This window comes from Gammaproteobacteria bacterium, from assembly GCA_022450155.1.
Classification (GTDB): domain Bacteria; phylum Pseudomonadota; class Gammaproteobacteria; order Arenicellales; family UBA868; genus REDSEA-S09-B13.
This window is the reverse complement of record JAKUQR010000008.1, coordinates 31,942-58,078: the sequence shown is the minus strand read 5'-3', so window position 1 is coordinate 58,078 and position 26,137 is coordinate 31,942. Positions and strand designations below refer to the sequence as shown.

The following is a 26,137-nucleotide window of genomic DNA, read 5'->3' as shown; positions in this document are numbered from 1 at the left end:
ACGCTGTGTGTTGTTCGACATAGTTTCCATGGCTGAGTTGCCACTGTAGAAATTTATATTTATAACCGCAGGCTAGATATTGACAGGAGCTATAAAGTGACCCAAACGCAGCAATCAACCGCCGACTGGCAGGCTCTCGACAGCGCCCACTTTCTACATCCGTTTACAAATCACAAAGAGTTGCACGCCAAGGGTGCCCGGATCATTGAAAGGGCAGATGGCGTCTATCTCTGGGATTCAGATGGCAACAAGATTCTGGATGCGATGGCCGGATTATGGTGTGTCAATGTGGGTTACGGGCGTCAGGAACTGGTCGATGCAGCCCGAAAACAGATGGAGATTCTCCCGTACTACAACACTTTTTTTCAGACAGCCACGCCACCCGTAATAGAACTGTCTCAACTCCTGTCCGAGGTCACGCCAGCAGGTCTCAACCATGCTTTTTTCACCAATTCAGGCTCCGAAGCAAACGATACCGTGGTCCGGATGGCCCGACATTACTGGGCCTCACTCGGACAACCCGATAAACAGGTCATCATCAGCCGAAAGAATGCGTATCATGGCAGCACGATGGCCGGTGCAAGTCTGGGCGGCATGCCGACAATGCATGCCCAGGGCGGCCTGCCGATCCCGGATATCACCCATATCGGTCAGCCTTACTGGTACCAGGACGGTGGCTCTGACTCCCCGGACCAACACGGCCTTAAAGTCGCTCAAGAACTGGAACAAAAAATCAATGAGCTGGGGGAACACCGTGTCGCTGCTTTTATAGCCGAACCCATTCAGGGCGCCGGCGGTGTCGTCATACCACCGGATACCTACTGGCCGGAAATCAGTGATATCTGCCGTCGCTATCAGATTTTACTGGTGGCTGATGAAGTCATCTGCGGATTCGGCAGAACCGGCAAATGGTTTGGCAGTGACTACTACAACATCCAGCCGGACCTGATGTCCATTGCCAAGGGACTGTCTTCTGGCTATCTGCCCATTGCAGCCGTGATGGTGGCCGACCACGTGTCCCGGGTTCTGATCGAAGAAGGTGGCGAATTCTTCCACGGCATGACCTATTCCGGTCACCCTGCAGCCTGTGCGGTTGCCTGCGCAAACGTGCGAATTCTTCGCGACGAGAAAATTATCGAGCGTGTGGACACAGTAACAGGTCCCTACCTGCAGGAAAAATGGAAAACACTGGCTGATCACCCGCTGGTCGGGGCAACCCGAGGCCTTGGTTTTCTTGGCGCGCTCGAACTCGTCAAGGACAAAGCTACCCGCAGACGCTATGATCCTGCGGGTGAAACCGGTACGCTCTGTCGTGAAGCCTGCCTACGTCTTGGATTGGTGATGCGGGCCGTCGGTGATACCATGATCATCTCTCCACCACTGATCATGTCAGAGGCGGAAATCGACGAAATGATGGGGAAGGTCACTCACGCGCTCGATGAGACCTATGCCACAGTAGGCAACTAAATCACAATTTCTTTAACCAAAGCTTTCTTAGATGGAGGAGCACAAAATGCAAAAAGACCAGATTATCGAGGAACTTGCGACTGGCAGAATGAGCCGGCGGCAGTTCAACCAGAAACTTATTGCACTTGGCGCCACGATGGTAACCCTACCCTTAGGATCGAAAATAGCCAGCGCCGCCAGTAACGATCACCCGACTGTGTTTACTTGGGAGGGCTGGGAAGTACCCGAGTTGCATCAATCCTATATCACAAAACACGGTCAATCTCCCAACTTTGCCATCTTTGGTGACGAAGAAGAGGCTTTTGCCAAGATGCGGGCTGGATTTAAGGTTGACCTTACGCAGCCGTGCTCGTACAAGGTTCCAATCTGGAAAGATGCAGGCATTCTTCAGCCCATGGATCCCAGCCGTCTTTCGAATTGGTCCGACATTATCCCAGCCCTAAAAACAATCCCCGGCACCTTCGACGGCGACAAACAATACTTTATCCCAACGGACTGGGGACTGACGTCGGTCCTATATAGGGCTGACCTCGCACCAGAATATGTCGGTAATGAGACGTGGGGTATGCTTTGGGATCCCAAGTACAAGGGCCGCCTGTCAATGGCGGACAGTCTGATTGATGGTGTCATGGTCGCTGCTATCTATATCGGAGCGAAAGATCCCTTCAACATGACCGATGCTGAAATGGAAAAAACCCGTGCTTCACTCAAAGAACAGCTGCCATTGATGCGTTATTACTGGACCAGTCCTGCCGACATAGAACAGGCGCTAGCCTCCGGAGAATTGGTCGCAGCATCTGCGTGGAATTCATCATACGCGGCGCTCAAAAAAGAGGGTTTAGATGTGCGCTATACCAGTCCAAAGGAAGGCGCAATGACTTGGGTCTGTGGCTTCTGCCTGATGACTGACCATGATCCGGCCAAATTGGACAAAATTTATGAGTACATCGATGCCTACGCTAGCGTGGAATCAGGTGTATTTGCACTCACCGAATACGGCTATGGCCACGGCAACATGAAGGCATTCGCGCAAGTCGAGAAAGATCAGCCTGGCCTGCTCAAGGAGCTAGGCTACTCCATTAATGTAAGCGAGACCTTAGATGCGGGAATCTTCCAAGCCCCAATGGGTAACGAACCTGCTCTACAGGCCATGTTCGAAGAGGTTAAAGCAGGCCTCTAAGTAACCATAGTGACGGACAGGGACAACCGATTGTCCCTGTCCGCATTTTTTGTAATTCAATGCGGCATCTGTCGATCTAGAATGGCAGCGTCTATTCAGTGTGTGATAGCGGCCGCACCTCGACTAGAGCATGAAGACCTCGAGCACTACTGCGCCCCATCACAATTCCGGATTCAGCCTAGCCCGGCTTTTTCAAACCAGCGAGGCAGTTCGTGGTTACACCCTGTTGTCGCCCACACTACTTGCGTTATTGCTGGGACTGGCGATGCCACTGGCGGTGTTGTTTACACTGAGCTTCTGGATCCAGGACTATCTGGATTTCATCCGAACTTTTTCACTGAAGAACTATATAGACTTCTTCCAGAAACCCATCTACGGAAAGATCCTGATCAAGTCTATTCGCATGTCGGGCCTGGTCACTCTGGCTACTGTACTCCTAGCCTACCCTATGGCCTATTTCATTGCCTTCAGAGTCAAGAACAATAAGCTGCTCTGGCTGATCCTGATCACTGTCCCGTTCTGGACCAGCTATCTGCTAAGGGTGTTTGCCTGGAAGATCATGCTGGGCTACAACGGCGTGATCAATTCTGGACTGAAAGCACTGGGATTTATATCAGAGCCCCTGGCCTTCCTGCTCTACAATCCGACCTCCGTTGTGATCACACTGGCTCATGCCTGGGCCGCATTTGCCATCCTGCCGATCTATGTGTCACTGGAGAAAATAGATCGTTCCCTACTCGAAGCGGCCCGCGATCTTGGCGAGAACGCTTGGATGACCTTTCTACGGGTCACTCTACCGTTATCGCTGCCTGGCGTAATTGCAGCAAGTCTGCTCGTATTCATACCAACAGTCGGTGACTATGTAACACCTTCTCTTGTCGGTGGGCCAAGCGGTATTATGATCGGTAACATTATCCAGTCGATGTTTGGTAAAGCCCTGAACTGGCCTTTAGGGGCGGCTATATCAGTCATATCGATGCTGACAGTCGCCCTAATGATCAGTCTATTTCTCTGGGGAACACAAAGTTTCCGAAGGCGAGTCGCATGAGTGACCAACGACCCTGGTGGCGTCCAGACGGCTTTTTACTTTACGCCATTATCTACCTGACATTTATCTACCTCCCAGTATTGTTCCTGCCGTTATTCTCCTTCAACAGTTCAAAGTACATCGCTTTTCCACTGAAAGGATTTACCCTGAAATGGTATCACCAGATGGTGAACAGTCCCAGTATGCTGGAAGCTCTACTCAACAGTATAAAGGTGGGCCTGATTGTTGCTATCGTCAGCACCATTCTCGGTTTACTGGCAGCTAAAGCGCTCACCCGCTACCGATTACCGGGGCGCGGACCAGTCATCAGTTTTATCATGATACCTCTCGTAATCCCCGAGATTATTCTGGCAATTTCACTGCTGATTCTCATCAGTCAAGTCGACATTCCCTTGTCACTATGGACAGTTGGTTTCTCACACTTGCTGCTATGCATACCGTTCGCGATGCTCGTCCTGATTTCGCGAATGGAGGGATTTGATAACAGCCTTGAAGAAGCGGCTTTGGATCTTGGAGAAAACGGTTGGATGACTTTCTGGCGCGTAACCTTCCCGATCGTTCTGCCAGGTATTGTCGCCAGCCTCTTGCTGACATTCACGATTTCCTTTGACGAATTTGTCCTCGCATTTTTTCTATCGAGCACCGACGCTACTCTTCCAATCTATATATGGAGTTCATTACGCTTCCCCACCAAGATACCAGCGGTGTTAGCGCTAGGGGCAAGTATATTTGTCATATCATTCTTCGTCGTCTCCTTTGCTGAATGGTTACGACGTCGCGGAGTAAAACTGGAAAGCACATCAGGAATCTGATATGGACGAATCCATTATTTCATTCAGCAACGTCAGCAAACGTTTTGGTACCGTCACTGCTGTGAACCAAGCCAGTTTCGATATCTACCGCGGCGAGTTTTTTTCTTTGTTGGGTCCTTCGGGCTGCGGCAAGACCACACTACTCAGAATAGTTGCCGGTTTTGAGACGCCAACTGAAGGCGAAATCCTAATAGATGGTCAACCAATGTCGACAACACCACCTAACAGACGCCCGGTTAATATGGTATTCCAGAATTATGCGATCTTTCCTCATCTCGATGTGCGCAGGAACATTGCGTTCGGTATGCGCAAGTCTGGACTGTCTAAAACAGACCTGAACAAACGGATTGACGAAGTGCTGGAATTGATCAAATTACCGGGATACGGATCCCGTGGCTCAGAAGAACTCTCAGGTGGTCAAAGGCAACGCGTTGCTCTCGCTCGGGCGCTGATTAAGCAACCCAAAGTTCTGCTGCTTGATGAGCCGCTCGGCGCACTCGATAAAAAACTACGGGAACAGATGCAGATAGAACTGCGACAGTTACAGCAACAACTCGGCATTACGTTTCTTTTTGTTACTCACGACCAGGAAGAGGCTTTGACACTGTCAGACCGCATCGCTGTCATGTCTGAAGGCGAGGTCATGGAAATTGCGTCACCAGCGGAGTTGTACGAGTCGCCAAGTTCCCGGTTCGTTGCCGACTTTATCGGCAACATGAATTTCTTTGAGGGGCAGGTGGTCGACTCTGAAGCCGGGAATACCACCGTAACGAGTAAACTTCTTGGCACGGTCACTGCCTCACAGGCGGAACATAAATTTTCCAACGGCGCGGCAGTGTGGATTGCAATTCGCCCGGAAAAACTTGTGCCACTATTTGAGAACCCTGTAAATGTTGCCGGGTATATTGAGGGTCGCATGGGGCCTTCGGCATACCTTGGTGACCGGAGTCATTTTTATGTCCATGTCGATCATCGAGACGATCCAGTCCTTGTGGCACTGCAGAATCTGGAACGTTCACTTGACGGTCTTTCTCGTCCAAATCAACCGGTCTGGCTGACCTGGTCTCCCGATGCTCTGGTGGTGCTGCCGCGCAACTGAATTGCCAGTCGGCTTCTACCTGGCCGAACTTGGGCGCAGTCGTTTCTGCCTGCGACATCACAGGACATTCGCTCGATTGACTAGATCACTGATGCGTCGATTGCCTGCATTCCGATGGGCCGGTTTAACAACAGTAGTTCTCTTTGTACTGATGACTGGAACAGGTCAAGCGGCAGAACCCGCCCATACTTTCCCCGACAACGGACTGCTTCGTGTCGGTGATCAGCTGATCTCGTTATACGGCGTCAGTCTCCCTGCGCCTGGTCAAGTGTGTGAGGGCGGTGATGTCCCGTGGCCGTGTGGAATAATCGCCTGGCAGACCCTTGACCAACAGCTCCTAAACACCGAGCTCAACTGTGTCTATCTGCCACTGCTGCGTTCCTCAAGGGGCACCACGCTGACTGCGGAATGCTGGATCGGTGAGCAAAATCTGAATCGCTGGCTGGTTGAAACCGGTTGGGCCTTAACCGTCGGCGATACCGAGAGTGCCTATCACGCAGACGAGCGCCTAGCCCAACAGAACAACGTCGGCCTATGGCGGGGTGGCTTTATTCCTCCTGACACGTGGCGCCCTGCCCGGCTAGAAGAGGATGCCGCCTGCAGTGTGTGCACGGCCCGACACAAAAGCATAATCCGCACACGCGAAAAAACACGAAAACTCGATGAAGTGGCCGCACCCTAACGGCGCAGCTACAAACACGCCATCGATGCTGAAAAGGTGACTGTCTGCTGACTGGACCCCGCACAATGACTACAACATCTTTCACTGAGCGCCCTTCCAGTACCTCTGATCGAAGGAGACTGCGGGGATGAACTGAAACCTGACCTTCGTATCTAGTATCGAATTGAGATCACACCTAGAAACAAAAGCGCTCCGGTCAGCAAGCTAAATCTAACGCAGTGCCCATCAAAACTGTTGCCAGGGAAGACCATCGAACCGCCAGCCGGAAACAGAGCGTCTTCGCCGCTTGTCATCAAGTGGTCCTTCGAACCCGGACTCAACGTTGTAAATGTTCTCAAGCCCGTCTGCCATCAGACGCTTGCCTGCCTCGAGAGAACGTTCCCCACAACGGCAGATCAAGAGGATCGGTGGCGAGTGCCCGCCGTCTGTCTTGTCTTCGCCATTTGAAATCAAAGATTTGATGTTTTCCGTAAACCTGGGATTGTCCACCCAATCAGGATCATCCTGCCAGGGTATGTGAATAGCCCCTTGCGGGTGGCCAATCATGACGTGTTCCATGGTTGACCGGGTATCGATCAGTTTGGCTGATGTCTCAGCCTGCATCAGGGACCAGGCCTGTCTCGCGCCGATAGAAATCGGCTCCGCGGCTGCCCGGGATGCTGCGCAAACTTGAGGGTTGCTTTTTTCCATCAATTCGATATGTAAACGGTGGAAACAGGACATACATAACGGCAGGAAGACTAACTTCTTGACTCCCTGATCGCAATATCAAAAAAGCAAATAATGCTAAATTTATGTTAAAATATAAAACTTAATTCTATATGATCTAATCATCACAATTATTAGGGAATAAATTCCTATGGATAACATAGACCGAAAAATTCTCTCCCTGCTTCAAAACGACGCCAGTCTCTCAATCAGTGAGATTGCCAGCCAAGTGAATCTGTCATCCACTCCCTGTTGGAAACGAATACGGCGGTTAGAAGATGAAGGCATTATCAGAAAAAGGGTCGCATTACTGGATAGCGACAAAATCGGCGGCGGAATTATGGTTTTTATATCAATCAAAACCAATGAACACAACCAAGACTGGTTCAACCAGTTTGTGACCACCGTGGACGAGATGTCGGAAGTCATGGGATTCTACCGGCTGGCAGGGGATGTGGACTATTTGATGAAAGTTGTGGTTCCCGATATTGCATCCTATAACGACTTCTATTTACGGCTTATTGATCGTCTGCCGCTGTCGAATGTCACGGCGGGGTTTGTAATGGAACAGATCAAAGACACGACAGAGTTGCCGCTACCTCATTGATCCTCAAGGGTTGCGATGTAGAAGTTGTGGTGTTCCCATAGAATAGGCTTGTTTGAGAATAAATAAGTTTGGTATATCGGTTCTCCGATCCACCTGAAACAAACCAGAATTCCCTAGTGGTCCGACAACCCAAGTGACAAATCATCGATGATATCTGTTGGGTTCTCTAACCCCACTGAAATCCGTAGCAGGTTATCGTGAATTCCTGCTGCGGCCCGCTGTGCATCAGTGATCCTGGCGTGGGTTGTTGTAGCTGGGTGAGTGATGGTTGTTTTAACATCGCCCAGATTTGCGGTAATAGATAGCCATTTAGTGCTATCAATCACTCGCCAGGCATGGTCTCTAGTACCACGCACCTCAAAAGAAAGAACACCGCCAAACGCCGACTGCTGTTTCTTAGCCAGATGGTGACCTGGATGCACCTTGAGTCCTGGGTAATACACTCGATCTACAGCAGGATGTTGTGTCAGCCATTGCGCAACTTTCATCGCATTTTCTGAATGGGCCTTCATTCTCAGCTGGAGCGTTTCCAACCCCTTGTGAAATACCCACGCATTAAACGGGCTCATCGCGGGACCTGCACTCCGAAGAGCCGAGAAAAACGATTCCTGGAGCTTTTTATTTGCTGTGACAAGCGCCCCACCAATACAACGACCTTGACCGTCAAGATACTTGGTCGCCGAATGAACGACTACATCTGCCCCTAACAATATCGGACATTGTAAAGCTGGTGTGCAGTAAGCATTGTCCACTACGAGTATCGAACCATTCTGATGCGCCAATTCAGCTAATGCTGCAATGTCGCCTATTTCCATTAACGGATTCGACGGGGTTTCAATGAACAACAATCGGGTTTGGTGCGTAAGGACTTCGGCCCATTGATCTAAATCAGTGATATCTACGAAGTCCATCGTGATACCGAATCGCGACAGAACGTTGGAAAACAGCGTCACTGTACTCCCAAATACACTCTTTGCGACTACAACATGGTCACCCGATTTCAACAATGCCAAAGCCAGAAGCAGAATCGCAGACATACCAGAGGCAGTTGCAAGGCAATAAGTTGCATTCTCCAACTGGGCGAGCCGCGTCTCGAATGCCCTGACAGTTGGGTTAGAAAAGCGTGAGTACACATTCCCTGACGCGTTGCCGGAGAATTTTTCTGCTGCGTCTGCTGCGCTAGAAAACACAAAACTCGAAGTAAGAAAAAGAGGGTCACTGTGCTCGTTTTCCCCGGTTCGAACCTGCCCTGCCCTGATTGCTGCCGTGGTGTCGTAGGAATGTTTCATTTAGCTTTTCCTGGTTCATCCCCGACCCAGGTCTCGGCAAATAAAAACCCGCAATGACCTGGGCCAGAGCGGGTTATCAATCTTAACTCGCTTTAGCCGTATTTTTTTGCGCCCGCAAGCTGATTGTCAAATCGGCGCCGTACTGATAACGCTTTAAGGCATCTGAATTTACGGGTCAATGGGTCTGCGTCTGTGGTCCAGGCTTGGCTGTTATCGGGGGTATCGAATAAGTTGAAGTGGCATGAGCGATCATACTCTCTTTTCCATCCACGTAGACCTCAATTTCCCCCACCGCAAGTCGTTTCCCGATCTTGATCACACTGGCTACTGCTAGCAGATCACCTGGTTCAGGTCGTCGTAGAAAATTAATATTAAGATTGGTAGTAACTGCGAGTTCGACAAGACCGATCTTAGTCAGAATAGCGACGTACAACGCATAATCGGCCAGACCCATAATCACTGGTCCAGAAATCGTTCCGCCAGGTCTAAGGAATGATTCTTTATAGGGTGCGTGTACGGCCGCAGTTCCCGATCCTAGTGAATCGACTCTGAAGCCATAATCAACAGCGAATGGCAACGATTCCAGCGTCAGCAATTCAATTTCTTGAACGGTGACAGCGGTCATTTTGGTTTACTTAAAACCCTTTAGAGAGTAACGTACGTTGCCGCAACAAAAGCGGATGAGCCAGATGAAACAATCACCTGAAAATTCTAAACAGACTGGTGTTGTATTGTTGACAGAAAATGGTGATGGCATCACCACAGTCACGCTCAATCGTCCAAACCAGTATAACGCCTTGTCAGAACAGGTGTTGACCGACATGCAGTTGCTACTCGACCAGCTAAGCGAAAGGCATGACGTCAAGGTGGTTGTTATCGCAAGCACCGGGGATGCTTTCTGTACCGGCCATGACCTTAAAGAAATGCGGGCGACACCAGACAAGGACTACTACCAGGATCTTTTCAGCCGCTGCAGCGAAATGATGATGACTATGGTCCGAATGCCGCAAACGGTCATCACCCGAGTCCATGGTACTGCGACCGCCGCCGGCTGCCAGTTGGTCGCAAACAGTGACCTCGCCGTTGCCTCGAGCACCGCACGATTCGCAGTCTCAGGAGTTAACCTTGGCCTGTTTTGTTCAACACCCGGTGTTGCGCTGAGCCGTAACTTGTCCCGGAAGCGGGCATATGAAATGTTGATGACTGGAGAATTCATCGATGCGCCGACCGCACTTGAATTTGGACTGGTCAATCGCGTTGTAGTACCCGAGGCACTGGACAAAACCGTGATGGCGCTTGCGCAAAACATCGCACGAAAACCGGCGCAAACACTTCGGCTCGGAAAGTCTTTGTTCTACCGGCAGCTTGAACATTCCCTAGAGCAAGCGTATCACGATGCGGGTGAGACCATGGCCTGCAATATGATGTTTGAAGATGCAGGCGAAGGCATCGATGCCTTCATCGAGAAACGCGAACCTGACTGGTCAAACTCCTAAAGGCGCAGCGGTACGCTAGAGGTCGAGGATCTCGTCCATCTCTGAGTCAGAAAAACCCGCCTCATCCAAAACTTGGCGGCTGTGCTCACCCAGTCTCGGCTGATGCAGTCGAACCGGTAGCGCTTGTCGGTTAAATCGAAACGCCGTGTCGAGTATCTCCAGACGCCCTTCGCTGGGATGTTCATAGGATCTAAAAAATCCAGTGGCTTTAAGATGAGGATCATCTCTCAAGTCATCGAGTCGGTTCACCGGTCCAGCCGGAATGTCGGCGTCTCCCAGTACATCCAGCCATTCCTTCGTGCTGCGAGTAGTGAGAACCTCTCCGGCCAGGCTGTAAAGCACGTCGATGTTGTTTGAGCGGTTTGACAGAGAATCGAATCGGGGATCTGTCACCAGTTCGGCCTTGTCTGCCAGAGACCAGAAGCGATGCCACTGGTCGTCGGTATACGCAAGCATACAGATATAACCATCGGAAGTGCGATGAGGCCTGCGGGATGGTGACAAGGCCCGTGGGTAACCTGCGCCCGTCGCCTTCGGGTCGAATATCGTGCCGTGCTGATGTTCGAGTAGTGTATAGGCCACCATACCCTCAAACATCGAAGTTTCCAGATAAACTCCCTTATCCGTGCGAAACCGTTGAAGCAACGCTGCGATCAACCCGGTACTGGCCAGTAGCGCTGCAGTTTTATCCGCAACGATGGTCGGCATCAGCTCCGGCTCACCATCTCGAGCCATGAAAGTACCTGCAATGCCAGATTCGCCCTGTATCACATCATCAAAAGCAGGTCGTCCTCCATAAGGTCCATCTTCCCAGTAACCATGCAAGCCGCCATAGACGATCTTGGAATTGCAAGCCATGACGGGATCTGGCGCAAATCCCAAAGCAGCCATTTTCTGCGGCCTGACGTTATGAACGATTGCGTCTGCGCTCTCGATCAGTCGCCACAATGCGCGCTTTGCCGGTTCTCGCTTGAGGTCCAGAATCACACTACGCTTATTCCGGTTACAACCCAGATAAAGTGAAGACATACCCGGACTTCGGCCTGGCCCCAGATGCCGGGTCAGATCACCATCGGGGTGTTCGATCTTGATGACATCAGCTCCAAAATCACCCAGCATCTGCGTCGTGTATGGCCCAAAAATGACCGTAGTCAAATCAAGAATACGAAGATCTGTCAGTGGCAACATCAGTTTACCTACCATGAAACCGGATGGTTGTGGGTTATGTGCAGTACTCAAGTGCCGTCAGTATGACCGGGGCAGTTCCAGTACACGCTCAGCGATATAGCACAAGATCAACTGTGAACTGACCGGTGCCAATCTCGGAATCATAGCCTCTCGGAGTAGCCGTTCAACATGATATTCCTTGGCATAACCCATACCGCCATGGGTCAAGACCGATTGTGTTGCGGCACGGTACCCTGCTTCTGCACCCAAATATTTGGCGGCATTTGCAAGCGCACCTGCGGGCTTTCCCGCATCATACAAATGAGCTGCCTCCATACAGACCAGAAACGCTGACTGCAGCTCCATCCAATTCTCAGCCAACGGGTGCTGAATCGCCTGGTTCTGCCCAATGGGTCGATCGAAAACGATTCGATTGCGGGCATAGTCCACAGCCCGGTTCAATGCCTGCACGCCGATACCCAGCGCTTCTGCACCGATCAGGATTCGTTCTGGGTTAAAACCATTAAGAATGTACTCAAAGCCCCGGTCTTCTTCTCCGATCAGATCCTTTCTCGGTACGGGTAACCCGTCGAAAAACACTAGGTTGGAATCCACCGCTGAGCGCCCCATCTTCGGAATTTCCCTGACCTCTACAAAACGTTTATCCAGGTCTGTAAAAAAAAGGGACAGGCCATCTGTTGCGCGCTGACACAATTCTTTTGGTGTAGTCCGTGCCAGCAGCATGATCTTATCGGCATGCTGTGCCGTAGACGTCCATATTTTCTGACCTGTAACGATATAGCCATCATCGTCGGGCTGGGCAAAAGTCTGGATACTGCCGGTCTCTAGTCCCGAATCAGGTTCAGTTACACCAAAACAGCATTTGCTCCGACCTTGAATGAGTTCTGGCAGCCATTCCCGTTTCTGGTCTTCCGTACCATGGACCACAATGGGATGCGGTCCGAATATGTTGATGTGGATTGCAGAGGCTGCCGACATTCCACCTGGTGAATTGGCCACCGTATGCATGATCAGCGCTGCTTCAAAAATACCCAGGCCTGCACCACCCACCTCTTCAGGCATAGCGATGCCGAGCCACCCTCCTTTGGCCATCTCGTCGTAAAACGCATGGGGAAACTCACCAGTACGATCCAGCTGCAACCAGTAGTCGTCGTCAAACTGAGCAACGACCGACCGTACACTGTTCAGAATCGTGGTCTGGGATGTATCGAGTTCAAGCGCGCTCGTCAAACAAACTGGTTCTGTCATTTCTGTCCCGGCCACATCCTGTGGCGAGTGGTAACACGGTATACCCCGACCGCTACACAAACCGGCTGGGGCTATACTGTGCCGGTGTGATCAAGGCAGTATAGGATGGTTTAGCCGAAAAACTGAAGCCCGGTGACATGACTGATGACAGAAAAACAGTTCTGATTGCAGGGGTCACTGGAATCTCCGACAGTTACGTTGCGTAAGGATTTTGCGGCACGTCCACAGTGGGAGGTGATTGGGCTCTCTCGGCGAATGCCCCAGTTTCCCATTGCGGACGACATTCGATTCGTGACAGCAGACATGCTGAAGCCGTCCGACCTGAGTGCTGTATCCGGCGAATTTGAAAGTCTCACACACCTGGTATACGCCGGCTACTCTCCGGCAGGGGGTGATGACTGGGCAGAACAGACCAGCATTAATGCGCAGATGTTTGAGAATCTCCTGGATAGCGTCTGCCGGGCTGCACCTGCGCTTAGACGGATTCTGCTCATGCAGGGCCAGAAATATTATGGCACTCATCTTGGCCCCTACAGAACACCCAGCCGGGAAGATGACGCACGCCACATGCCGCCGAATTTTTACTTTAAACAACAGGACTTGTTGGCGGCACGATCTGCCGAAGCGACGTGGGACTATTCGTGCCTTCGCCCACACATCATATGCGGACTCGGTATGCGTTCACCGATGAACCCACTCATGATCATCGGTGCCTATACCAGCCTTTCGAAAGCGCTGAGGCTACCGCTAAGGTTTCCTGGCAGCCCGGGGTGCCTATCGCAGCATCTACCAGGCCACCGATGCCAAACTGCTCGGACGTGCTGCAAACTGGGCGCTGACCAGTCCGCAGACCACTGACCAGGCCTACAACATAACCAACGGTGATTTTTTTCGCTGGGAACAGATCTGGGAGAAAGTGGCCGATCTGTTTGATTTACCACTGGGGCCACCACAGTCGATCTCCTTGCAACAGTTCATGGCAGATAAGACAAGTACCTGGCGGGAGTTGGCTGAAGTGCATGGTCTTGTGACACCCGATATTGAAAAGGCAGTCAACTGGTCCTTTGGCGATTACATATTTAATTGTGACTGGGATATCATGGCCAGCACCACCAAAGCCCGGCAGCATGGATTTGAATCATTTGAGGACAGCGAGCACATGTTTTCGCAAATACTGACTGAAATGGCACAGGCCAGGATGATCCCGCCGTTGTAGGCACTCGGTTTGAAAAAGCTCATGAAGGCGGACCCTGCACATGCATGACCTGGTGATTCGAAACGCAATTGTCGTGGATGGGCTCGGTAACGACCCTGTTGATGCTGATGTTGCAATCAGCAATGGGCGGGTCACAGCGATCGGACAGACCAAGGGTGGGGCAGTCCGGACGGTCGATGCGGCAGGGCTCACACTGGCACCGGGTATTGTAGACCTGCACACCCATTACGATGCCCAGATCACCTGGGACGCGACGCTCTCCCCGTCACCGTCGCTGGGCGTTACCAGTGTGGTCATCGGTAACTGCGGATTTGGGATCGTGCCTTCCCCACCGGCGGTGCGTGATCTTATTCTAAGAAACCTCTCCGTTGTGGAAGGTATGGACCTGGATTCTCTTCGCACCGGCGTCAACTGGACATTTGACAGCTTCGGCAGCTACATGGTTGCCCTGCGCTCAATCGCGCCTTACATCAACGTCGCAGTACTGGCCGGGCATTCCGTGATTCGCACATCGGTGATGGGCGAAGATGCCTCTAATCGAGCAGAGGCGACAACAGAAGAACTTTCGACCATGTGTTCTATGGTTAGAGAGGCTATGGACCAAGGGGCCGTGGGTTTCGCGAGTTCCTATTCACTGAACCATTCCGGCTATGCTGGTGTTCCCATGCCCTCAACCATTACCCCGTGGTCTGAATTCGATACCCTGGTCGGTTCGATGCCTCAGTATGACCACGGCATCGTTCAGCTCGCTTCGGGCATACGGACTGTGGATGAACTGGAAGAACTTTCAGTCAATCACAATAGAGCTGTGTTCCAGTCTACAGGAATGGCCATGTTCAACGAACAGGAACCCGATCGGGCGATTCAGATCTTTGAAGCCTGTAAAGCTGCCAATTCAAGAGGGCAACAGGTTTATGTCCAGATACCCTGCCAGCCTCTGTCGTTCGATTTCACGATGGCCAACGCCTATCCGTTTTACAGTCACGACGCCTTCGGAGAAATAAAAGCCTGCCCTCCAGATGAATTGAAGAAGATATTCTCTGATACCGATTTTCGTAACCGATTCCGAAACAGTCTGCAAAATCCTCGGCCGGGGATGATATTCCAAGGCAACTGGAATCGGGTCACGGTTGCTGTACCGGCCTTAGAGAAGAACAACCATTTTGCGAATCAGACCATTGAGTCGATTGCCCGCAATCAGGCAGCTGACCCCCTGGATGTGATCATGGACTTGAGCCTCGAAGAGGACCTCAAAACGACCTTTATTGGCCAGTTTCTGAACGTTGGCGATGACGGTGTCGCCGAGTTGCTGCGGCACGAATCAGGTGTCGTGTCACTCAGTGACGCAGGTGCACATCTGGTATTTATGTGTGACGCCGGATTTGGACTGCACTTCCTGAGCAAGTGGGTTCGAGAAAGGGGTGATTTTTCGTTGGCCCAGGGGATTCAGCGACTGACCAGTCATCCTGCGGATCTCTATGGTCTGATCGACAGAGGGCGAATTCAGCCCGGTGCGTACGCTGATATGATGTTATTTGATCCCGATAAGGTGGGTGTTACACCTGCTGAAAGAGTTTATGACCTGCCTGGCGGTGGCCCACGGACCATCCGCCGGCCCGTAGGACTACACAGCGTTTTTGTGAATGGTATAGAGGTATTTGATGGCAAGGACTATGTCGAGCACACCAGCGGCCCGGGGCATATTCTCGATCGCTTTCAACCTTCCCAAAACAATCACTCACCCGGCCTGCCAGCTGAGTAATTACTATCACAGGACTCCACCGTTCCTAAACCAACAAACCTCGACCATAAGGAGACCCATGACCGCACTGACCCCTAACGTCGCCGGACACCAAGACCTTAACCAGTTTGCGTCTCGCTTTGTCGATGTCGAGTCTTTGGCATGGCAGCCGTCTAAATTCGACGGCGTTGAATTCAAAACGCTGCTGATCGACCCGGACACCGGCATCCTCACAGCTCTGGTGCGGATGGCACCGGGCGCTATCCTGCCTGACCACGAACACGTTGAAATCGAACAGAGCTATGTTCTTTCCGGACGTCTGGTAGATGAAGATGGTGAAGTCACGTCCGGAAATTTTGTCTGGCGCCCCTCTGGAAGCCGCCATTCAGTCTATGCGCCGGACGGTGCGCTGGTACTTGCGATCTTCTTGAAACCCAATCGCTTCTATAACAGTGATGGCTCGCAGACCGATATGCTCGGCCGTGACTACGACACCACGTGGGGCTGAGCAGGTCACGGTATACCGTTATTTGTCAGTCAAAACCGGCCCTCTATTTTTTGGTTTATTCTTCTCGAGGACGCAGGTGACCCAGCCAGTATTTCTCCCAGATCCGAAAACCGCGACTGATGAAAAACACCAGCACCATATAGAACAGCATTGCGGTGATGAATCCTTCGTAGGCAAGATAATAGCGCCCGTTCAGCCAACGGCCCACGCCCAAGATGTCCTGAAGCGTGATCGTGCTGAGGACCACGGAACTGTGCAGCATAAAAATCACTTCATTCGAATATGCCGGCAGTGCTCGTCGGAAAGCGCTGGGCAGAACGATACGCCACATTAACTTTAATGGCGACATACCGCATGCCCGACCAGCTTCAACCTCACCATGGGGTGTGTTCTCAATTGCGCCACGGAGAAATTCGGTGGTATAGCCAGCCGTATTAAGACTGAATGTGATTAAAGCACACCACCAAGCACTGGACAGGATTGGTCTCCACAGAAAACTGTCGCGCACAAATTCAAACTGAGCAAGACCGTAGTAGATAAGATAGGTCTGCACCAGCAGCGGCGTGCCCCGGAAAAAATAAGTGAACGCCCAGATTGGTCCATTGAACCAACGCAAGCGGTACGCCCGAACGACAGCCAGCGGCACTGCCACCACACCACCAATCAGCAAAGACAGCGCTGTGATTTCAAGGGTAAGCAACGAGCCGTATAAAAACTTGTCGATATGATCAACGACGAGCATAAAGTCCAGCGGCGAATTATTCTCGCTGACATGGACCAGGTACTCCCAGAATGTTCGCTCAGGCTCGGTCATAAGGTTAATCCTGTCGAACTCCGGCACTGTAGCGCCTGTCTAACCAGCGCAGGCCGACATCCGAAAAAGCAGTGAGCACCAGATAGATAACCAGAACGGCAAACATGAATGCGAATGGTTCACGCACTGAACGGCCGGCAGTAGATGCATTCCACACTAGATCATGCAAGCCGATCACAGAAACCAGGGCAGTGGCCTTGATCAGTACCAGCCAGTTATTGGTAAAACTGGGTAGAGCATGACGTACCATTTGTGGCCAGGTGATACGGCGAAAGATAGTGAGCGGTGTCATGCCGCAGGAAATGCCCGCCTCAATCTGACCTCTTGGAATGGCGAGGATCGCGCCGCGGAAGGTCTCGGTCATATAGGCGCCAAATACAAAACCGATCGATCCGACACCTGCTGTAAACTGGTTAATTTCGATGTAGTCCCAAAGCCCCGTTACGGAACCGAGGTCGTTGAAAACCTGCTGTCCGCCGTAGAACAACAGCATCATCAGGACAAGATCGGGTACACCGCGGACTAGGGTGGTGTAGGCATTTGCCAGGCGTTGCGAAACAGGGTTTCGTGCCAGCTTGGCCGAGGCCCCGGCAAAGCCCAGCAATACCGATAATAACAGGGAACCAATTGCCAGCTGGACTGTCACCAGCGTACCCGACAACAGTAGTGCCCGGTACTCCCAGACCGACTCCATAATGCAATTTAGAAAAATAGGACGGGCCCATCAAGAGGCCCGTCCAGAATATCGTCAGCTCAAGAGAATTAGTCGGCGCCGTAAATATCGACTGCGAAGTACTTATCGTTCATAACCTTGTAAGTACCGTCTGCCCGTATGTCTTGGATGGTTTTGCTGAGTGCATCGCGCAGTGACGAGTCTTCCTTACGTACGGCAAAGCCAGCACCTACTCCTTGACACTGGACATCGTCAATCGCACCCCCCAGGAAATCAAAACCCTGGCCTGAATCAAGAGCTAGAAAACCCTCATAGGCCTGCAGTGAATCAGACAACTGGGCATCGAGCCGACCGGATGCAAGGTCTTGCCACACTTCCTCTTGAGTCGCGTACAAAACCAGTTCAGCACCGGGGTAGAGTTTCTCAGCAGAACACTGGTGCGTTGTGGCCCGCTGTACGCCCAGACGTTTGCCGTTGAGGCCAGCAGCAGTGCCTTCAAACCCTGGGTTCTTTTTGGCGACCAACTTGGCAGGTGTGTTGTAGTACTTGACGGTAAAGTCGATTTTTTTCTTGCGCTCTTCCGTAATCGACATGGATGCGATAATCGTATCGAATTTCTTTGCTAGCAGTGCAGGGATCATGCCGTCCCACTCCTGTTCGATCAACACACACTCTCGGTTCAGACGCTTGCATACTTCGTATGCAAAATCGATGTCGAAACCTTTGAGACTACCGTCAGCCTCTTTCCAGGAAAACGGCGGGTAGGCACCTTCAACGCCGACCCGAAGCGTATCGCCAGCCTGCACAGCACTCCCGACCAGCAACAACGTTGCTGCAACAAAAACGTGAATCAATTTGCTTAGTTTCATTACCTTATTCTCCTATCCTCGTGGTGGTTAGTCATCATACATTCTATAGAGATTAGTTCTGGTGACAACCGCTTCAGTGCAGCGCATTCGAAAGAAACTGCCTGAACCGTTCCGAGTCGGAGTTGCCAAACATTTCTTGTGGGGGGCCTTCTATCTCAATCAACCCTTCGTGGAGAAAAATAACCTTGTTTGAGACATCCCGGGCAAACCCAACTTCGTGCGTCACGACGATCATTGTTCGCCCTTCATCTGCCAGTGAACGTATTACCTTGAGCACTTCACCAACCAGTTCCGGATCGAGTGCGGAAGTTGGTTCGTCGAACAGCATCACTTCGGGTTCCATCGCAAGTGCACGGGCAATCGCTGTTCGCTGCTGCTGCCCGCCGGAAATGTGTGCCGGATAGTAGTCCTTTCGGTCATACATCCCCACCTTGTTCAATGTGGCTTCAGCCTGCTCACGAGCCTGAGACCTGGACATCTTCAGTACATGGACCAGCGCCTCAGTTACATTTTCCAGTACAGTCATGTGCGACCACAGATTGAAACTTTGGAAGACCATTCCCAGCCGAGACCTCATACGAATGACCTGCTGCATATCTTCGGGAATCGGGTTGTTTGACTTATCACGGGCCATACGTATGGTCTCACCGTGTATGGTCACCGTACCGGCATCGGGAATTTCCAGCAAGTTAATACAGCGCAGAAAGGTGCTCTTGCCGGAACCCGATGAACCCAACATGGAAATCACGTCACCGACTGCTGCCTCCAGGTGTACCCCCTTTAGCACTGGCTCAGTTCCAAACTGCTTGTGCAGATCAATTACCTTAAGCGCTGAAACTTTGTTGTTATCCAAGTGACTATGCTTCACAGTATTTGCGTGTTACAGATACGGTAACAGAGGTTGTTCAGAAAATGTAGTCCCGCATTGGGATGAAGAAAGTGCGTCTGACTCGATATCAGTTCTAATAAGTGCCGATTTAGGCAGCAACGGAGATGTGTTGAATTCCGAAATACATTTATTCCTGTGCATTTGCTTCAGATTACACCCCTCACATGATATATCTAAACAGGGCGAGGGTCGTCGACGCCTCCGGTATACCGCGTCCACTATACGCATCACCCGTATGTTGTTGATCGACAACACCGAGTTGAGGAATTTATTGCTGCGAATAGGAGAGCCCCAAGATGGCTATTGATTACAACCACCTGATGGCACTGGAATCGACTGGTAACGTAATCCGATACGGGGATCGTGAGACCATGCTCTACGCCCTGTCTGTCGGTATGGGTCGCGATCCATTGAATACTACCGAACTTGATTTTGTGTTTGAGAAGCATCCATTAAAAACAGTACCGACAATGGCATCAGTGCTTGCCCGGGTCCCGCTGCTGATGAATTGCGGCTTTGACTATACAAAGGTCTTGCATGCCGAACAGCATCTGCGACTTCATCAGCCACTGCCAGCAGAATCGGAATTGATTGCAGACGCCCGGGTGGTTGATGCATTCGACAAAGGCAAGGATAAAGGTGCACTGATCTATACCGAAACCACGGCCCGCTCGAAGTCTGACGGTTCGCTACTTTTTACCGCGACCAGCAGTATATTTGCGCGTGGAGATGGCGGATTTGGCGGTTCAACTGCGTCGTCACCTCAACCTCATGTGATCCCTGAGCGTAGACCTGATACAACCTGTGCCATCAAAACACGAGACGACCAGGCCCTGCTTTACCGTCTGAACGGCGACCGAAATCCACTGCATGCTGATCCGGAACTGGCCAACAACGTCGGCTTCCCGGTACCGATACTCCACGGTTTGTGTACCTACGGTACGGCGTGCCTGGCATTGCTCAAAACTATCTGTAATTACGATCACACATTGATCACAGGTTTTGACGTCCGCTTTTCCTCTCCTGTCTATCCCGGTGAGACCATCATCACGGATATATGGCGGGACGGTCATATCGTTTCGTTTGAGTGCCGGGTTGCTGAACGGAATGTAACCGTTATCCGCAATGGAAAATGTACATTGGCGAACTGAAATAACTGGAGACAACATGAACAAATTGGATGGAAAAGTCGCACTGGTTTCAGGATCCGGTCGTGGCATCGGCCGCTGCATCGCATTGAAACTCGCGAGCGAAGGCGCGCGGGTCGTGGTGAACGATCTGGATGAAGAACCTGCTCAGGAAACGCTTGAACTGCTGCGCTCCACTGGCACTGAGGCCATGAGTTGCACCGGCAGCGTCGTTGAACCCGGTTTTGCTGAGCGTTTCATCGCGACGGCCGTGGACACTTGGGGCGTACCGGACATCATCATCAACAACGCCGGCTACACGTGGGACAATGTTATACAGAAGATGACGGACGAACAGTTCCAGGCGGTCCTCGATGTTCACCTGACGGCCCCGTTCAGGATTTTGCGAGCTGCAGCCGGGCCCATTCGGGAAGCGGCCAAGCGTGAAAAGGCTGACAATCGTGAGATCTTCAGAAAGATTGTGAATATCTCATCCACGTCAGGTGTTTTCGGTAACGCTGGCCAGGCTAACTATTCATCTGCCAAGGCCGCAATCGTGGGCCTGACGCGGGCAATGTCACGAGAGTGGGGGCGCTACAAAGTCAATGTCAATGCTGTTGCCTTCGGTCTTGTACATACCCGTCTTACTCAGGCACTTGATACAGATGCCGCCAGCATCGATATAGAGGGCCACCAAATTCCGGTCGGCGTACAGCGGGCGGTGCTCGAGAATGCAGGTTCTAGAATGTCTCTTGGTCGCGGTGGGACACCTGAGGAGGCCGCCGGTGCGGTTTACCTGTTATGCATTCCTGAATCGAACTACATCACCGGGCAGTTGCTCATGTGCGATGGTGGCCGCTAGGCCAACAGGCGGTCAGATCCTGTTTTGTCTACACACACCACTCTCATACTCGGAGATACCACCTACCCCTGGATTGACATAGTCGACCGGGGTGCTCGTGCAGCAACCGGCCTGGCTGAGTTCGGCGTCAACAGAAACGATTCGATTGCGCTACTGTTGCGAAACGATCCTCCTTTCTTTGAAGTTACCACGGCCGCACAACGACTCGGGGCTTACAGCGTGCCGATCAACTGGCACTTCACAGCTGACGAGGTACTGCACGTACTGCGCGACAGCAACGCCAAGGCGCTGGTGGTGCATGCGGACCTGTTTCACGGGATACGGGACCGGCTGCCCGAGGAACTACTGGTGCTGGTGATCGAGACGCCTTCAACCATACAGGCAGCCTATGCAATCGACCCGATTCTCTGCCAAGTTCCAAACGACATGCATTCCTGGTCTGACTGGCTATCGAACCATCCGCCGAGAAATATACAGCCCGATTCGGTACCGACTGCAATGATGTACACCTCTGGAACGACGGGCCGACCCAAAGGTGTGCGGCGGGAAGCCGCCAGTGCTGAACAGGCCGATAAACTGCGAAGCACCGAACCACAGGTTCTAGGCAACCGTCCGGGAATGCGTGTGGTTATCTGCGGGCCGCTATATCACGCTGCGCCTATTCATTTTGCGCGAGTTGCTCTGGATACCGGAACGCTTATGGTGCTTCAACCCCGATTCGATGCACTGGAATTGCTCCAACTGATTCAGCGTCACCGCATCACCGGCATGTTCCTGGCACCGATCATGTTTGTCAGGCTGTTGAAACTACCTGAATCACAGCGACTTCAGTACGATATTTCAAGCCTGGAACACGTTATCCATGCAGGCGCAGTGTGTCCGCCCTCCATAAAACGCGCCATGATCGACTGGTGGGGACCAGTGATCCACGAGTTTTATGGCAGTACTGAAAGTGGTGTTATCACCCACTGCAACAGCGCACAATGGCTGAGCCATCCTGGCAGTGTTGGCCGAGCGGTGGGTAACACTACATTGCGTATTCTCAAACCCGATGGTGCTGAAGCGGCAACTCATGAGATAGGCGAGATATTTATGCTGCGCCACGACTATCCGGAATTTACCTATCACGGCGACCCGGAGAAACGTAATTCAATTGAACGAGATGGATTAATCACCAACGGCGACCTGGGCTACCTCGATGACGAAGGCTATCTCTACCTGTGTGATCGTGTGCGCGATTTGATCATCTCTGGTGGTGTCAACATTTATCCCGCAGAAATCGAGTCAGCCCTGCTGGCTTTCCCCGGCGTCCGTGATTGTGCGGTTTTGGGGATTCCCGACGACGAGTATGGTGAGCAGGTCGTTGCGCTCGTTGAACCGGCTGACGATCAGATCTGTGAAGAATCAGCACTGCGTGCTTACCTGAAAGAGCACCTCGCTGGATACAAAATACCCCGTATCATCGAATTCCGGCGCGACCTGCCGCGTGAGGACAGCGGCAAGATTTTCAAGCGCAAGCTGAGAGAACACTACTGGAAAGATACTGACCGTAACATCTGACCAACAAAACCTCTGCCATCAAGCTGTGGTGTTGTCTGAAAAGTCAGCGGACACATGAACTTCAGATCAGGAACAGCCCACAACGCCGGCACCGACATCTACTATGAAGTTCTCGGCAACCCGGCACATGAGACCCTGGTATTGATATCCGGACTTGGCAGCCAATTGGTCTACTGGACAGATGAACTGTGCCAGGTGTTTGCTGACCGGAAATTTCAGATCGTCAGATTTGACAATCGGGACGTTGGTTTAAGCTCAAAAACATCCGGACCCGCTCAACCTGTATCGGAAATTATGCGATCAGAGGTAGTTGACGCTCCCTATTCCCTGTCGGCTATGGCTGCAGATACAATCGGCGTCCTAGATGCCCTGGAGATCGAGACTGCCCACATGATGGGCGTGTCATTGGGCGGCATGATTGCCCAAACCCTGGCTATCGAATTTCCACAGCGGGTACGCTCTCTGATCTCCATCATGTCGGCCCCACGGCCACGGATGGCCATCTCTGATGAACAAATGTCGTCCGATGTGGTGAACAAATCTCTCACCATGGATCTGAACGACCCCGAAACCTACGTCGACCTTCAGATTGAAGGGTACCGAGCGACCAGCGGCCCCCATTTTGATGAAGCCTATATCAGGCTGATTCTCCAGCGTAGCTTTGACCGCTGCTACCATCCGTCTGGCTGGTCGTATCAGATGGCAGCAGCCCGCGCCAGTGGGGACCGACTGTCCCGTCTCTCACAGCTTAAGCTGCCCTCACTGATCATCCATGGTACTGCAGACCCGCTCATACCTGTTGCAGCCGGTCAAGCCACAGCGGCTGCTATTCCAAATGCCCGACTGATGATCATTGAGGACATGGGGCACTGCCTGCTTGCCCCGTACTGGGAACCCGTCGCTGATGCAGTTGCCGAACTGGCCACGAATGCACGTCATTTGCCACTTGCTGCGACCTAGCGGTACATCATAAGCTGACCCTGTGCCACTCTGTGTGGTACGTGTGGTGTACCAATTTATGTCACACTTGTGTCAGACCCGAAGGTATCGATTAGTAAACCAACTTCTGCTTAACCGAGAAAACAATAATGGATGAGATTATCGAACTAGAAAACCAGCGTATAGCGGCAATGATTGCGGGCGACGGGGCTGCGCTAGACGCGATCCTGGCTGATGATTTGATCTATACCCACTCAACTGCTCGGGTTGAAACTAAAGCCGAGTTTATCGGCAATCTAACTTCCGGCCGGATCCGGTATGTGTCCTTTGAACGAGATGACGTAAACATTCAAGACTACGGGGATACAGCAGTGGTCACAGGACACGCTAAGTTACATGTCACGGGCAGTGACCGCGACCTTAAGTTTCAAGTGCGGTTTCTCGATGTTTACTGCAAGCACAATGGCAGTTGGCAGATGGTTGCGTGGCAGTCGACCAAACTTCCGGATTAATGCACCATCAATCAACTCTACTTCATTGTCGATCCGATGTGCAGCTGGTGCTGGGGTTTTCGATCTGCATGGCAGGCATTCGTCAGAGAGTTACCATCATCGGTGACTGTCAAGGATTTGATGGGGGGGCTCGCGCCTGATTCGGATGAACCCATGGACACGAAAACACAAGCCTATGTTCAAAGCGCCTGGCGATCAGTCGCTGATCGGACCGGGGCTAAATTTAATCATCAGTTCTGGGTTGTGTGTCAGCCTCGCCGCTCAACCTATCCTGCATGCCGCGCGGTAATCACTGCCGGTCTCCAATTGAACGGTTCGCGAGAACGATATTATGAAGCACTACAGCGGGCCTACTTCCTGGACGCTAGAAATCCGTCAGATTACGATACATTAATTGATCTTGCCGGCGAAATTGGACTTGACCGGGTACAGTTCCAGGAAGATCTTGACAGTTCAACTGTGCAACAAGCTTTTAGAGAAGAGCTGGACCAAGTCCGTTCATTCGGGGTGTCAGGGTTCCCGACAGTAATCTGGCATCAAAAGGACGCGACTGATGGAAACCGCTTGGAACTGCTGAGCGCCGGTTACACCGATGCGGATACCCTTCGTGAACGATGGCACGCACTGGCCGATAAGCAGATGTGTTAATTTCAGGCAGCCCCTAACACGCCCCAAGGTAGCATACAACCAGGGGTGAGATACGGTGAGAACTAGTCCGAACGCGTACTGAGTGTCTGCTCGAGTTCAGTAATCCGAGCTTCCAGGGCCTCAAGCTTCTCTCGTGTTCGCTGCAGGACCTTTTCCTGGACATCGAGTTCTTCGCGACTGACCAGATCCATTTTTTCAAGAGCAGATTGCACCACAACTCGCGTGTTGCTGCGAACATCTTTGGCAATATTCTGGGGCAGCACATCAACAATAGCCTCGGCAATTTTTCGTAAAGGCATCACTGGGTCTTCTCCGGTCGCACATCAAGACAATGGGCAGCCGCAATAATCACGGTCCCCGATTGTACCAAATTCAGTTCTTCGTTTATCAGCGCACCGGTCCGGTGCAGGGCTGCCTCCAGATGCACCAGTCTGAATCAAAACAGCCCTATTCAACCTGCCAAATACGCCAATCCAGCCCGGAAATACCGACTTAACGACTCTGGCACGGAAATTGCTTGAGGTATAGATGTGAACAAAGGCCCATTCGTGCCAGCGACACATTTAAGGCGTTAAACACAGGAGATTGATATGAAACTGATCATGGCGATTATTAAACCCTTCCGCCTGGATGACGTCCGGGATGCTTTGTCCGAAATCGGAATAAAGGGCATGACCGTTACGGAAGTTAAAGGCTTTGGTAGACAAAAAGGGCACACGGAACTGTATCGCGGTGCAGAGTATGCCGTCGATTTCCTGCCCAAGATAAAACTCGAGGTGGCTGTCCCAACTGATCTGGTCTATCGGGTGATTGAGTCGATAACAACAGCGGCACAGACCGGCAAGATCGGAGATGGCAAGATTTTTGTTTCTGAGATTGAACAGGTGATTCGTATCCGTACTGGTGAAACAGGTCCTGAGGCGCTTTAGGGCATTTACGGACTCACTACAGAACC

The 26,137-nt window shown here is 51.8% G+C and carries 29 protein-coding genes; 19 read left to right on the top strand and 10 right to left on the bottom strand.

All coding sequences use genetic code 11. The features are described 5' to 3' along the window. The first annotated feature begins 96 nt into the window (after positions 1–96). From MK323_06295 to MK323_06270, 6 genes are all read left to right on the top strand, one after another. Entirely contained in the window at positions 97–1,467 is a 1,371-nt protein-coding gene (locus MK323_06295) for an aspartate aminotransferase family protein (protein ID MCH2481768.1), read from the top strand. Positions 1,468–1,513: 46 nt separating this feature from the next. Further along, the gene (locus tag MK323_06290) at positions 1,514–2,647 is read left to right on the top strand and encodes an extracellular solute-binding protein (protein ID MCH2481767.1); all 1,134 of its coding nucleotides are present in this window, start codon (positions 1,514–1,516) and stop codon (positions 2,645–2,647) included. 130 nt (positions 2,648–2,777) lie between these two features. Then, entirely contained in the window at positions 2,778–3,695 is a 918-nt protein-coding gene (locus MK323_06285; protein ID MCH2481766.1) for an ABC transporter permease, read from the top strand. Next, positions 3,692–4,507 carry an ABC transporter permease gene (locus MK323_06280; protein MCH2481765.1) on the top strand — a complete coding sequence of 272 codons (816 nt, stop codon included), beginning with the start codon at positions 3,692–3,694 and terminating at the stop codon, positions 4,505–4,507. The genes MK323_06285 and MK323_06280 overlap by 4 nt, the downstream gene beginning before the upstream one ends. 1 nt (position 4,508) lies before the next feature. Continuing rightward, positions 4,509–5,606 carry an ABC transporter ATP-binding protein gene (locus tag MK323_06275; GenBank protein ID MCH2481764.1) on the top strand — a complete coding sequence of 366 codons (1,098 nt, stop codon included), beginning with the start codon at positions 4,509–4,511 and terminating at the stop codon, positions 5,604–5,606. Positions 5,607–5,757: 151 nt separating this feature from the next. Beyond that, positions 5,758–6,288 carry a thermonuclease family protein gene (locus MK323_06270; protein MCH2481763.1) on the top strand — a complete coding sequence of 177 codons (531 nt, stop codon included), beginning with the start codon at positions 5,758–5,760 and terminating at the stop codon, positions 6,286–6,288. 225 nt (positions 6,289–6,513) lie between these two features. Here the strand turns inward: MK323_06270 and MK323_06265 are convergent, their stop codons facing one another. After that, on the bottom strand, positions 6,514–6,978 hold the full coding sequence (locus MK323_06265) for a rhodanese-like domain-containing protein (protein ID MCH2481762.1): 465 nt from the start codon (positions 6,976–6,978) through the stop codon (positions 6,514–6,516). A 169-nt stretch (positions 6,979–7,147) separates the two neighbouring features. Here MK323_06265 and MK323_06260 point away from each other — a divergent pair, with 169 nt between their 5' ends. Further along, positions 7,148–7,603 carry an Lrp/AsnC family transcriptional regulator gene (locus MK323_06260; GenBank protein MCH2481761.1) on the top strand — a complete coding sequence of 152 codons (456 nt, stop codon included), beginning with the start codon at positions 7,148–7,150 and terminating at the stop codon, positions 7,601–7,603. 113 nt (positions 7,604–7,716) lie between these two features. Here the strand turns inward: MK323_06260 and MK323_06255 are convergent, their stop codons facing one another. Both MK323_06255 and MK323_06250 read right to left on the bottom strand, forming a co-directional pair. Beyond that, positions 7,717–8,892, bottom strand: a complete 1,176-nt coding sequence (locus tag MK323_06255) for an O-succinylhomoserine sulfhydrylase (GenBank protein MCH2481760.1) — start codon at positions 8,890–8,892, stop codon at positions 7,717–7,719. Between the two features lie 175 nt (positions 8,893–9,067). After that, positions 9,068–9,517, bottom strand: coding sequence for a PaaI family thioesterase (locus tag MK323_06250; GenBank protein ID MCH2481759.1), 450 nt, complete (start codon positions 9,515–9,517; stop codon positions 9,068–9,070). Between the two features lie 64 nt (positions 9,518–9,581). On the opposite strand from MK323_06250, the gene MK323_06245 reads away from it, so the two are divergent. Then, the gene (locus tag MK323_06245) at positions 9,582–10,388 is read left to right on the top strand and encodes an enoyl-CoA hydratase (GenBank protein MCH2481758.1); all 807 of its coding nucleotides are present in this window, start codon (positions 9,582–9,584) and stop codon (positions 10,386–10,388) included. Positions 10,389–10,403: 15 nt separating this feature from the next. Here the strand turns inward: MK323_06245 and MK323_06240 are convergent, their stop codons facing one another. Both MK323_06240 and MK323_06235 read right to left on the bottom strand, forming a co-directional pair. Beyond that, positions 10,404–11,576, bottom strand: a complete 1,173-nt coding sequence (locus MK323_06240) for a CoA transferase (GenBank protein ID MCH2481757.1) — start codon at positions 11,574–11,576, stop codon at positions 10,404–10,406. Between the two features lie 57 nt (positions 11,577–11,633). Then, positions 11,634–12,824: an acyl-CoA/acyl-ACP dehydrogenase gene (locus MK323_06235; GenBank protein MCH2481756.1), complete on the bottom strand. Its 1,191-nt coding sequence runs from the start codon at positions 12,822–12,824 to the stop codon at positions 11,634–11,636. A gap of 255 nt (positions 12,825–13,079) precedes the next feature. Between MK323_06235 and MK323_06230 the strand changes: the two genes are divergently transcribed. The 4 genes from MK323_06230 (at position 13,080) to MK323_06215 (ending at position 16,289) form a co-directional block, all read left to right on the top strand. Then, positions 13,080–13,682, top strand: a complete 603-nt coding sequence (locus MK323_06230) for a hypothetical protein (GenBank protein MCH2481755.1) — start codon at positions 13,080–13,082, stop codon at positions 13,680–13,682. A 118-nt stretch (positions 13,683–13,800) separates the two neighbouring features. Beyond that, on the top strand, positions 13,801–14,040 hold the full coding sequence (locus MK323_06225; GenBank protein MCH2481754.1) for a hypothetical protein: 240 nt from the start codon (positions 13,801–13,803) through the stop codon (positions 14,038–14,040). Between the two features lie 40 nt (positions 14,041–14,080). Further along, positions 14,081–15,802, top strand: coding sequence for an amidohydrolase family protein (locus tag MK323_06220; GenBank protein MCH2481753.1), 1,722 nt, complete (start codon positions 14,081–14,083; stop codon positions 15,800–15,802). A gap of 58 nt (positions 15,803–15,860) precedes the next feature. Continuing rightward, positions 15,861–16,289, top strand: coding sequence for a cupin domain-containing protein (locus MK323_06215; GenBank protein ID MCH2481752.1), 429 nt, complete (start codon positions 15,861–15,863; stop codon positions 16,287–16,289). Between the two features lie 55 nt (positions 16,290–16,344). On the opposite strand, the gene MK323_06210 is transcribed toward MK323_06215, so the two are convergent. The 4 genes from MK323_06210 to MK323_06195 form a co-directional block, all read right to left on the bottom strand. Further along, positions 16,345–17,031 (bottom strand): ABC transporter permease, encoded by a 687-nt coding sequence (locus MK323_06210; protein ID MCH2481751.1) that lies wholly within the window; start codon positions 17,029–17,031, stop codon positions 16,345–16,347. Positions 17,032–17,107: 76 nt separating this feature from the next. Beyond that, positions 17,108–17,797, bottom strand: coding sequence for an ABC transporter permease subunit (locus tag MK323_06205; protein ID MCH2481750.1), 690 nt, complete (start codon positions 17,795–17,797; stop codon positions 17,108–17,110). Positions 17,798–17,865: 68 nt separating this feature from the next. Next, positions 17,866–18,645 carry a transporter substrate-binding domain-containing protein gene (locus MK323_06200; GenBank protein MCH2481749.1) on the bottom strand — a complete coding sequence of 260 codons (780 nt, stop codon included), beginning with the start codon at positions 18,643–18,645 and terminating at the stop codon, positions 17,866–17,868. A gap of 73 nt (positions 18,646–18,718) precedes the next feature. Further along, entirely contained in the window at positions 18,719–19,498 is a 780-nt protein-coding gene (locus MK323_06195; protein ID MCH2481748.1) for an ATP-binding cassette domain-containing protein, read from the bottom strand. A 332-nt stretch (positions 19,499–19,830) separates the two neighbouring features. Here MK323_06195 and MK323_06190 point away from each other — a divergent pair, with 332 nt between their 5' ends. The 6 genes from MK323_06190 (at position 19,831) to MK323_06165 (ending at position 25,182) form a co-directional block, all read left to right on the top strand. Next, positions 19,831–20,685, top strand: coding sequence for a MaoC family dehydratase N-terminal domain-containing protein (locus tag MK323_06190; protein MCH2481747.1), 855 nt, complete (start codon positions 19,831–19,833; stop codon positions 20,683–20,685). Positions 20,686–20,701: 16 nt separating this feature from the next. Next, complete coding sequence (locus MK323_06185) at positions 20,702–21,523, top strand: SDR family oxidoreductase (protein MCH2481746.1); 822 nt, start codon at positions 20,702–20,704, stop codon at positions 21,521–21,523. A 24-nt stretch (positions 21,524–21,547) separates the two neighbouring features. Next, complete coding sequence (locus MK323_06180; GenBank protein ID MCH2481745.1) at positions 21,548–23,083, top strand: AMP-binding protein; 1,536 nt, start codon at positions 21,548–21,550, stop codon at positions 23,081–23,083. Positions 23,084–23,137: 54 nt separating this feature from the next. Beyond that, positions 23,138–24,043, top strand: coding sequence for an alpha/beta fold hydrolase (locus MK323_06175; protein MCH2481744.1), 906 nt, complete (start codon positions 23,138–23,140; stop codon positions 24,041–24,043). 128 nt (positions 24,044–24,171) lie between these two features. Next, the gene (locus MK323_06170; GenBank protein ID MCH2481743.1) at positions 24,172–24,534 is read left to right on the top strand and encodes a nuclear transport factor 2 family protein; all 363 of its coding nucleotides are present in this window, start codon (positions 24,172–24,174) and stop codon (positions 24,532–24,534) included. Positions 24,535–24,570: 36 nt separating this feature from the next. Beyond that, on the top strand, positions 24,571–25,182 hold the full coding sequence (locus MK323_06165) for a DsbA family protein (protein ID MCH2481742.1): 612 nt from the start codon (positions 24,571–24,573) through the stop codon (positions 25,180–25,182). Positions 25,183–25,244: 62 nt separating this feature from the next. Here MK323_06165 and MK323_06160 read toward each other — a convergent pair whose 3' ends face one another. Then, the gene (locus MK323_06160; protein ID MCH2481741.1) at positions 25,245–25,481 is read right to left on the bottom strand and encodes an accessory factor UbiK family protein; all 237 of its coding nucleotides are present in this window, start codon (positions 25,479–25,481) and stop codon (positions 25,245–25,247) included. 291 nt (positions 25,482–25,772) lie between these two features. Between MK323_06160 and MK323_06155 the strand changes: the two genes are divergently transcribed. Continuing rightward, complete coding sequence (locus tag MK323_06155) at positions 25,773–26,111, top strand: P-II family nitrogen regulator (GenBank protein ID MCH2481740.1); 339 nt, start codon at positions 25,773–25,775, stop codon at positions 26,109–26,111. Positions 26,112–26,137 lie beyond the last annotated feature (26 nt).

What these genes read in the sequence shown, in the direction of transcription:
- MK323_06290 (MCH2481767.1), top strand. Translation starts at nt 1,514, where the DNA reads ATGCAAAAAGACCAGATTATCGAGGAACTTGCGACTGGCAGAATGAGC.
- MK323_06270 (MCH2481763.1), top strand. Translation starts at nt 5,758, where the DNA reads ATGACTGGAACAGGTCAAGCGGCAGAACCCGCCCATACTTTCCCCGAC.
- MK323_06215 (MCH2481752.1), top strand. Translation starts at nt 15,861, where the DNA reads ATGACCGCACTGACCCCTAACGTCGCCGGACACCAAGACCTTAACCAG.
- MK323_06285 (MCH2481766.1), top strand. Translation starts at nt 2,778, where the DNA reads ATGAAGACCTCGAGCACTACTGCGCCCCATCACAATTCCGGATTCAGC.
- MK323_06155 (MCH2481740.1), top strand. Translation starts at nt 25,773, where the DNA reads ATGAAACTGATCATGGCGATTATTAAACCCTTCCGCCTGGATGACGTC.
- MK323_06225 (MCH2481754.1), top strand. Translation starts at nt 13,801, where the DNA reads ATGGCAGATAAGACAAGTACCTGGCGGGAGTTGGCTGAAGTGCATGGT.
- MK323_06210 (MCH2481751.1), bottom strand. Translation starts at nt 17,031, where the DNA reads ATGCTCGTCGTTGATCATATCGACAAGTTTTTATACGGCTCGTTGCTT.
- MK323_06185 (MCH2481746.1), top strand. Translation starts at nt 20,702, where the DNA reads ATGAACAAATTGGATGGAAAAGTCGCACTGGTTTCAGGATCCGGTCGT.
- MK323_06265 (MCH2481762.1), bottom strand. Translation starts at nt 6,978, where the DNA reads ATGGAAAAAAGCAACCCTCAAGTTTGCGCAGCATCCCGGGCAGCCGCG.
- MK323_06260 (MCH2481761.1), top strand. Translation starts at nt 7,148, where the DNA reads ATGGATAACATAGACCGAAAAATTCTCTCCCTGCTTCAAAACGACGCC.
- MK323_06160 (MCH2481741.1), bottom strand. Translation starts at nt 25,481, where the DNA reads ATGCCTTTACGAAAAATTGCCGAGGCTATTGTTGATGTGCTGCCCCAG.
- MK323_06165 (MCH2481742.1), top strand. Translation starts at nt 24,571, where the DNA reads ATGTGCAGCTGGTGCTGGGGTTTTCGATCTGCATGGCAGGCATTCGTC.
- MK323_06190 (MCH2481747.1), top strand. Translation starts at nt 19,831, where the DNA reads ATGGCTATTGATTACAACCACCTGATGGCACTGGAATCGACTGGTAAC.
- MK323_06250 (MCH2481759.1), bottom strand. Translation starts at nt 9,517, where the DNA reads ATGACCGCTGTCACCGTTCAAGAAATTGAATTGCTGACGCTGGAATCG.
- MK323_06175 (MCH2481744.1), top strand. Translation starts at nt 23,138, where the DNA reads ATGAACTTCAGATCAGGAACAGCCCACAACGCCGGCACCGACATCTAC.
- MK323_06275 (MCH2481764.1), top strand. Translation starts at nt 4,509, where the DNA reads ATGGACGAATCCATTATTTCATTCAGCAACGTCAGCAAACGTTTTGGT.
- MK323_06170 (MCH2481743.1), top strand. Translation starts at nt 24,172, where the DNA reads ATGGATGAGATTATCGAACTAGAAAACCAGCGTATAGCGGCAATGATT.
- MK323_06245 (MCH2481758.1), top strand. Translation starts at nt 9,582, where the DNA reads ATGAAACAATCACCTGAAAATTCTAAACAGACTGGTGTTGTATTGTTG.
- MK323_06220 (MCH2481753.1), top strand. Translation starts at nt 14,081, where the DNA reads ATGCATGACCTGGTGATTCGAAACGCAATTGTCGTGGATGGGCTCGGT.
- MK323_06200 (MCH2481749.1), bottom strand. Translation starts at nt 18,645, where the DNA reads ATGAAACTAAGCAAATTGATTCACGTTTTTGTTGCAGCAACGTTGTTG.
- MK323_06205 (MCH2481750.1), bottom strand. Translation starts at nt 17,797, where the DNA reads ATGGAGTCGGTCTGGGAGTACCGGGCACTACTGTTGTCGGGTACGCTG.
- MK323_06230 (MCH2481755.1), top strand. Translation starts at nt 13,080, where the DNA reads ATGCCCCAGTTTCCCATTGCGGACGACATTCGATTCGTGACAGCAGAC.
- MK323_06240 (MCH2481757.1), bottom strand. Translation starts at nt 11,576, where the DNA reads ATGTTGCCACTGACAGATCTTCGTATTCTTGATTTGACTACGGTCATT.
- MK323_06255 (MCH2481760.1), bottom strand. Translation starts at nt 8,892, where the DNA reads ATGAAACATTCCTACGACACCACGGCAGCAATCAGGGCAGGGCAGGTT.
- MK323_06235 (MCH2481756.1), bottom strand. Translation starts at nt 12,824, where the DNA reads ATGACAGAACCAGTTTGTTTGACGAGCGCGCTTGAACTCGATACATCC.
- MK323_06280 (MCH2481765.1), top strand. Translation starts at nt 3,692, where the DNA reads ATGAGTGACCAACGACCCTGGTGGCGTCCAGACGGCTTTTTACTTTAC.